The sequence below is a fragment of the Nocardia sp. NPDC004604 genome (assembly GCF_040609795.1).
In the GTDB taxonomy this organism is placed as follows: Bacteria; Actinomycetota; Actinomycetes; order Mycobacteriales; family Mycobacteriaceae; genus Nocardia.
Window position 1 is genome coordinate 59862 of record NZ_JBEXLC010000035.1, and the last position, 6030, is coordinate 65891.

Here is a 6030-nt window from a genome sequence, read left to right on the forward strand (position 1 = left end):
ATGCGTACCGAGTTCGCAGATCAGCGTCGCACCATCGGGTCGGCGCTGGATCCCATTGAGACCGCTCTGGCCGCGCTCGCGGCGGGCGGCATGGTCGTCGTGGTGGACGATGAGAATCGGGAGAACGAGGGCGATCTGGTGTTGGCCGCCGCCTTGGCGACGCCGGAATCGATCGCCTTCATGGTTCGGCACACCAGCGGCGTGCTGTGCGCGCCGCTCGCCGGTGCGGATCTGGACCGGCTCCGGCTGCCACCGATGACGCCGGTCAACGAGGACCCCAAGGGCACGGCGTATACGGTGTCGGTGGATGCGGCGTCCGGTGTGACGACCGGGATTTCGGCCGCCGACCGCGCGCACACGGTGCGCGCGCTGGCCGATCCGCGCACCGGACCGGACGATCTGACCAGACCGGGCCACGTCTTCCCGCTGCGCGCGCACCCCAGCGGTGTGCTCGGCCGTGCCGGACATACCGAGGCCGCCGTCGACCTGACCCGCTTGGCCGGACTCCGACCGGCCGGTGTGATCGCCGAAATCGTGAACGACGACGGATCGATGGCGCGCCTTCCGCAACTGCTCGCGTTCGCCGAAACCCATGCACTGCCGATTATTTCGATCGCCGATCTGATCGAGTACCGCCGCCGCGTCGAGCACACCATGACCCGGGTGGTCGAGACCCGCCTGCCGACCCGATTCGGCGAGTTCCGCGTCGTCGGATATCGCGACGAGGTGTCCGGAACCGAAACGCTCGCACTGGTTTTCGGTGATCCGGGCCGGGAATCGGTATTGACCCGGCTGCATTCGGAATGCCTCACCGGTGATGCCCTCGGCTCGCTGCGCTGCGATTGCGGCGATCAGCTCGACGCCGCCCTGCGGGCGGTCGCCGAAGAGGGCAGTGGCGTGGTGATCTACCTGCGCGGCCAGGAGGGCCGTGGCATCGGGTTGTTGAACAAATTGCGGGCGTATGAATTACAGGACCGCGGGGCCGATACCGTCGAAGCGAATCTGGCGCTCGGGTTGCCGGTCGATGCCCGCAGGTATGCGGCGGGTGCGCAGGTGCTCGCCGATCTCGGTATCCGCTCGGTGCGGCTGCTGAGCAACAATCCGGCCAAACAGCTGGGTCTGGAAGACTATGGGGTCACGGTGGTGCGGCGGCTGTCGCTGCAGGCGACGCCGACCGAACACAACATCCGCTACCTGCGCGCCAAGCGCGATCGGATGGATCATCAACTCTCGGGCGTCGACGCGGAACCGGCAAGAGTTAGCTCGTAAGGACGGATCTTTTCCGATTTTCGGCGACGGCGCCGAGCCGAATGCTGGCTATTTGCCGTGAGATTGCCGACATATGAGTGTTTCACTACGGAGATTTTTCGTTCGAGTCATACGCTGCTGGTCGGTTTGCTTTCCTGATCGGGTCAGGATCGAGAGTCCGCGAGTTGGGTGAGCCGGAAGTCGGGGACAGCGGTGCACCGAATACCGATCAGACAGCAGCGTTTCCGTTCGAGGTGGTTGTGGACGTCCGTTGGCGCGCTACTCGGCGCGGTGGCCATGGCGCTCTGGATCGCCAGACCCCAGCCGCAGCCGTCCTGCGCTGCCACGCGGTCGGTTCCCGATATCGGGACCACATCGCGAATGATGGTGGCCACCAGCAGTACCGGCGTCGTGAACTGGCATACCGCGGAGGCGTCGATACCCGCACGGCGGGGGGAGGCGCGGTACTACGCCTTCGGTCCCGGCGTTGCCTGTTCGTTCACCGGGCTGCCGACCAGTGGCTTCTACGTGGGAATCTCCACCGCGGAGTACGCCCACGCCGATTTGTGCGGCGCCTATCTCGATGTGCACGGCCCGCTCGGTGACGTCCGGGTGCTCATCGCCGATCGCTGCCCGGGATGTGCTCCGGGACAACTGGATTTGACCACTGCCGCCTTCGAACAGATCGCGGACCGGTCCGATGGCGTCGCGCAGGTCCGCTATGCCGTGGTCCGCGATCCCTTCCCCGCCCCCGAACTGAGCTACGAGCTGAAGCCGGACTCGTCAGCGAATTGGCTGGCCATGCTGGTCACCGGATCGGGAAATCCCATCCAGCGGGTGGCATTACGGTCCGTACCGGACAACGGCCCGTGGCTCGAGCTCGACCGCGGCATGGACAACTACTGGACGATCAGCGGTGCGGGACCCGGACCGTTCGCGGCACAGGTGACCGATGTCCGCGGACATCAGGTGGAGATATTCGGGATCTTCCTGGATCAGGGTCCGCGCGACACCGGCCTGAGCCTCTACACCGAGCCGATCCCGGAACCGCCGCCCGCACCGACGACGGCGGTCCCCATCATCGCGCCGCAGGTACCATCGAGCGTCGCCGCGACCGGCTGTAAGGGGTAGCGGTCAGCCGAGTTTCGCGATGGCTCGACCGGCGGCTCGGCCGGAGAAGATGCAACCGCCGAGGAAGGTGCCCTCCAGTGCGTTGTATCCGTGCACACCGCCGCCGCCGAATCCGGCCACCTCGCCCGCGGCGTAGAGCCCGGGCAGCGGTGTCCCGTCCGGACGCATGACCTGGGAGTCCAGATTGGTCTGCAGTCCGCCGAGGGTCTTGCGGGTCAGGATATTGAGCCGCACCGCGATCAGCGGACCGTGCGCCGGATCCAGGATGCGGTGTGGTTTGGCCACCCGGCCCGCCTTATCGCCGAAGTACTGGCGCGCGTTGGTGATCGCCATCAACTGGGCGTCCTTGGAATACTTATTGGCGACGTCACGGTCGCGAGCGATGATCTGGCCCTCCAGGGCATCGAAGTCCAACTGCGGACCGCGCGCGATCTTGTTCATGCCATCGACCAACTCGCGCAGGGTATTCGCGACGACGAAGTCGACCCCGTGCTGTTTGAATGCCTCGACCGGGCCGGGCGCGCCCTTGGCCACCCGGCTCTTGAGCGTCAGCTTGAGATCCTTGCCGGTGATATCCGGATTCTGCTCGGAGCCCGAGAGCGCGAACTCCTTCTCGATGATCGACTGGGTGAGCACGAACCAGGAGTAGTCGTAGCCGGTGGCCAGAATCTCCTTCATCGTGGAGTTGGTGTCGAACCCCGGGAAACACGGTGCGGGCAAACGCTTTCCATTGGCATCGAACCACAGCGAGGACGGGCCCGGGATGATCCGAATGGCGTGATCGGGCCAGATCGGATTCCAGTTTATAATGCCCTCGGTGTAGTGCCACATGCGATCCCGGTTGACGATTGCGCCGCCCGCGGCCTCGGAAATGCCGAGCATCCGTCCGTCCACATGTGCGGGGACACCGGAGATCATGGTCTCCGGCGCGGGACCGAGCCGTTCGGTGGGCCAGTTGCGGCGGATGAGTTCGTGGTTGTGGCCGATGCCGCCGGAGGTCACGATGACCGCCTTGGCGCGGAATTCGAAGTCGCCGACCACATTTCGGGAGGAGGCCCGGCCGCGTTCCAGCTCGGTCGGCTCCAGCACACTGCCGCGCACACCGACCACCGCGCCGTCCTCGACGATCAACTCGTCGACCCGATGCCGGAAGCTGAAGCCGACCAGGCCGCGCCGCTCGCCCTCGAGCACCGGCTCCTGGAAGACCCGCACCACCTCGGGGCCGGTGCCCCAGGTGAGGTGGAAGCGCGGCACGGAATTGCCGTGCCCGTCGGCGAACACACCGCCGCGCTCGGCCCAGCCGACCAAGGGGGTCACCCGCAAACCCAACTCGTGCAGATAGTCCCGCTTCTCGGTGGCCGCGAAGCGCACATAGGCCTGCGCCCACTGGCGGGCCCAGTGGTCCTGGTCGTCGCGATCGAATCCCGCCGAGCCGAGCCAATCCTGCATGGCCAGTTCGTAGGAATCCTTGATGCCGAGGCGGCGCTGCTCCGGACTGTCCACGAAGAACAGCCCACCGAGCGACCAGAACGCCTGGCCGCCGAGGTTATTGCGATTCTCCTGATCCAGCACATGCACCTTGCGGCCCGCCTTGACCAGTTCGTGGGTCGCCACGAGACCGGCCAGGCCAGCACCGACAACGATGACATCGGCCTCGTGCGCGGATTCGGGACTGGGGTTGGACATGGTCATCCTTCGGTTTCGGTGCTGTAGGCCAGCACGATGTGGCAGAACAGGTCGGTGCGCCGCGTGCGCACCTTGCGGCTGCGGGGTTCCATCAGCACCTGTACGGCGGTGCCGTCGTGCACCGCGACCAGGGCCTGACCGAGTGCGACAGGATCGGGAACGGTCCGGCCGATGCGCGAGAGTGCGGTGACGATGGTCGGCATCAGTGCCGCGACGATCGCCTCCTCGCGTTCGGCCATGACCTGCCGCAGCCCGGGCGTGCGCAGCGCGTGCGTGGTGAACTCCGCGGTGATGCGGTACCAGTCCTCGTCGATCGGCACGGCGCGGTCCAGGCGCTCGACCGCGGTACGGACATCGACGACACCATCGACCGAGAAGCCGTCCAGCGTCGCCCGGACACCGGCGATCATGGCGGCCGAACGCTGCTCCCACATGGCCAGGAACAACTCGTCGAGGGAGGTGAAGTTGGAGTAGAACGCGCCGCGGGTGAAACCGGCCCGATCGCATACGCGCTCCACCGAAGCCCGGCCGAAACCCTCCTCGGCAAAGACCTCGTAGGCGGCGGTGAGCAGGCGCTTGCGGGTCTCGGTGCGGCGGCGGGTCACCCGGCGCGCCGGGGTATCCGCATCGGTTGTCGATGCCACTGCGCACCTCCTCGGGCGGCAAGTTCGATACAGGAATGTATTCAATACAGAAATGTATCAGAAGCTCGACTCACCGTCGGCGAAACGGCTGGACCGGTGCGGTCGGCGTGGATAATCCGAAAGGACCGTCCCCCTGTCGGTGAGGAGTGATCGGTATGAATGCGAGTGCGGGCACGCAGATGACCGGCTGGCGGGTGCGGCGGCCGGGGCCGATCGATGCCGGACCGCTGGACGCGGTCCGGGAACCGGTGCCGGCGCCCGGGCTCGGTGAACTGCTGGTCGGGGTGCTGGCGTGCGGGGTCTGCCGGACCGACCTGCATGTGGCCGAGGGGGATCTGCCGGTGCATCGGCCCGGTGTGGTGCCGGGGCACGAGGTCGTCGGGGAGGTGGTGGCGCTCGGGCCGACGGTGTCGCAGTTCGCCATCGGTGATCGCGTCGGCATCGCCTGGCTGCGCCACACCTGCGGCAGCTGCCGATACTGCCTGCGCGGCGCGGAGAATCTCTGCCCGTATTCGGAGTACACCGGCTGGGACTCCGATGGCGGATACGCCGAATACGCCACTGTCCCAGCGGCTTACGCCCATCGGCTGCCCGCCGGCTACACCGATGTGGAGACCGCGCCGCTGCTGTGCGCCGGCATCATCGGCTACCGGGCGCTGCAGCGCGCGGATCTGCCCCAGGGTGGACGACTCGGGATCTACGGCTTCGGCGGCAGTGCGCATATCGCCGCGCAGGTCGCGCTGGCGCGCGGCGCCGAGGTGCACGTGATGACCAGGGATGCGGCCGCGCGCGAGTTGGCCAGCGACCTCGGGGCCGCCTCGGTACAGGGCGCGGCGGATCCGCCTCCGGTCCAACTGGATTCGGCGATCTTGTTCGCACCGATCGGCGAGCTGGTGCCGCCCGCGCTCGAAGCGCTCGATCGCGGCGGCGTGCTCGCCATCGCGGGCATTCATCTCAGCGATATCCCGTCGCTGAACTATCAGCGGCACCTGTTCCAGGAGCGCGAGATTCGCTCGGTGACTGCCAACACCCGCGCCGACGCGCGCGAATTCCTCACGCTGGCGGGCGAACACCGGATACATGTGACGACAACTGGGTACTCCCTCGGTACGGCAGATCGAGCCCTCGCGGATCTCGCACATGGACGTTTCACCGGCGCAGCGGTTCTCATCCCCTGAGCGCCGAAACTTCCATGGGCGGACGGGATTACCAGGACACGATTCAGCGTTGATATTTGAGCAGGCTGGTTTCAGTCATGTAAAAGTTCGTAGCTTTACAGGTGGCGTTGCTGCAATGCACCTTGGCTATAAATAGAAACTTC

General features: G+C 66.5%; 6 protein-coding genes. 4 read left to right on the forward strand and 2 right to left on the reverse strand.

Going from position 1 to position 6030, the window contains the following annotated elements; genetic code table 11:
- Together ABZW16_RS15545 and ABZW16_RS15550 are read left to right on the forward strand one after the other, a co-directional pair.
- Positions 1-1269 (forward strand): bifunctional 3,4-dihydroxy-2-butanone-4-phosphate synthase/GTP cyclohydrolase II, encoded by a 1269-nt coding sequence (locus ABZW16_RS15545; RefSeq protein ID WP_354956269.1) that lies wholly within the window; start codon positions 1-3, stop codon positions 1267-1269.
- Between the two features lie 237 nt (positions 1270-1506).
- Positions 1507-2379 carry an expansin EXLX1 family cellulose-binding protein gene (locus ABZW16_RS15550; protein ID WP_354956271.1) on the forward strand — a complete coding sequence of 291 codons (873 nt, stop codon included), beginning with the start codon at positions 1507-1509 and terminating at the stop codon, positions 2377-2379.
- Positions 2380-2382: 3 nt separating this feature from the next.
- Here the strand turns inward: ABZW16_RS15550 and ABZW16_RS15555 are convergent, their stop codons facing one another.
- Positions 2383-4071, reverse strand: coding sequence for an FAD-binding dehydrogenase (locus tag ABZW16_RS15555; RefSeq protein ID WP_354956273.1), 1689 nt, complete (start codon positions 4069-4071; stop codon positions 2383-2385).
- Positions 4068-4709 (reverse strand): TetR/AcrR family transcriptional regulator, encoded by a 642-nt coding sequence (locus ABZW16_RS15560; protein ID WP_354956275.1) that lies wholly within the window; start codon positions 4707-4709, stop codon positions 4068-4070. The genes ABZW16_RS15555 and ABZW16_RS15560 overlap by 4 nt, the downstream gene beginning before the upstream one ends.
- Before the next feature lie 179 nt (positions 4710-4888).
- Between ABZW16_RS15560 and ABZW16_RS15565 the strand changes: the two genes are divergently transcribed.
- A complete protein-coding gene (locus tag ABZW16_RS15565) occupies positions 4889-5887 on the forward strand; it encodes a zinc-binding alcohol dehydrogenase family protein (protein ID WP_354956279.1) in 999 nt (332 codons plus the stop codon).
- Positions 5850-6023 carry a class I SAM-dependent methyltransferase gene (locus tag ABZW16_RS15570; RefSeq protein ID WP_354956277.1) on the forward strand — a complete coding sequence of 58 codons (174 nt, stop codon included), beginning with the start codon at positions 5850-5852 and terminating at the stop codon, positions 6021-6023. The genes ABZW16_RS15565 and ABZW16_RS15570 overlap by 38 nt, the downstream gene beginning before the upstream one ends.
- Positions 6024-6030: the final 7 nt, after the last annotated feature.

Bases quoted from the DNA above. Each gene is read 5' to 3' on its own strand.
- ABZW16_RS15555 (WP_354956273.1), bottom strand. From the start codon at position 4,071: ATGACCATGTCCAACCCCAGTCCCGAATCCGCGCACGAGGCCGATGTC.
- ABZW16_RS15570 (WP_354956277.1), top strand. From the start codon at position 5,850: ATGGACGTTTCACCGGCGCAGCGGTTCTCATCCCCTGAGCGCCGAAAC.
- ABZW16_RS15545 (WP_354956269.1), top strand. From the start codon at position 1: ATGCGTACCGAGTTCGCAGATCAGCGTCGCACCATCGGGTCGGCGCTG.
- ABZW16_RS15565 (WP_354956279.1), top strand. From the start codon at position 4,889: ATGACCGGCTGGCGGGTGCGGCGGCCGGGGCCGATCGATGCCGGACCG.